General features: G+C 39.2%; 1 protein-coding gene. It reads left to right on the top strand.

The features are described 5' to 3' along the window. Window positions 1-46: 46 nt before the first annotated feature. Window positions 47-911 (top strand): IS982 family transposase (locus Q3C19_RS18240; protein WP_302731279.1); only part of this gene is annotated, 865 nt, incomplete at its 3' end.

Raw genomic sequence — 911 nt, 5'->3', positions numbered from 1 at the left:
TATTAAATTTATAGTGAACAATTATAACATTTAAACGATTATCACTATGTTTCCAGAGTCTAAAGTTACAGAGATTTATTGTATGGCCGATGATTTTTGCAAGGAATTTACATTTCAACAGGAAAAATATATGATTGATGATAAGAAGACCAAGCATCGCAATAAACCCAACCGTATGAGTGATGCTGAGATTATGGTTATTCTTATCCTGTTTCACTCCGGTGGTTTTCGCTGTTTCAAGCATTACTACAAGGAGTATGTCTGTAAACATCTGAAACACCTTTTTCCGCGCCAAGTTTCCTATAACCGTTTTGTAGAATTGGAAAAGGAAGTACTACTTCCCCTGAGCATCTTTATCAAAAAAGTACTGCTGGGAACCTGTACCGGCATCAGTTTTGTGGACTCCACTCCCTTACGTGTATGCCGTAACCAAAGAATCCTTATTCATAAGACATTTGAAGGACTTGCCGAGCGTGGAAAATGTTCAATGGGATGGTTCTTCGGATTCAAGTTGCATCTGATAATCAATGACAAAGGGGAAATTCTCAATTTCATGTTTACTCCCGGAAACGTGGATGACCGGGAGCCTTTGAAGCAGGGCAAGTTCCTGAAGAACATTAAAGGAAAACTATGTGCAGACAAAGGATATATTGGTCAGGCCCTGTTCGAGAATCTTTTTCTTAATGGCATACAACTTGTCACCAAGGTCAAGAACAATATGAAGAACTCACTGATGAGTATTGCCGACAAGATCTTGCTCAGAAAAAGAGCCCTGATCGAAACGGTCAATGACGAATTGAAGAACATTGCACAGATAGAGCACTCCAGACATCGTTCATTCAATAACTTTATAGCTAACTCTTTGTCGGCTATCGCAGCATACTGCTTTTTTGAAAAGAAGCCAGCTATTG

Origin of the sequence: Bacteroides sp. ET489, from assembly GCF_030518095.1 — a bacterium.
Taxonomy (GTDB): domain Bacteria; phylum Bacteroidota; class Bacteroidia; order Bacteroidales; family Bacteroidaceae; genus Bacteroides; species Bacteroides ndongoniae.
The sequence above is the reverse complement of the archived record's forward strand: the minus strand, read 5'-3'. Positions and strand labels throughout refer to the sequence as shown.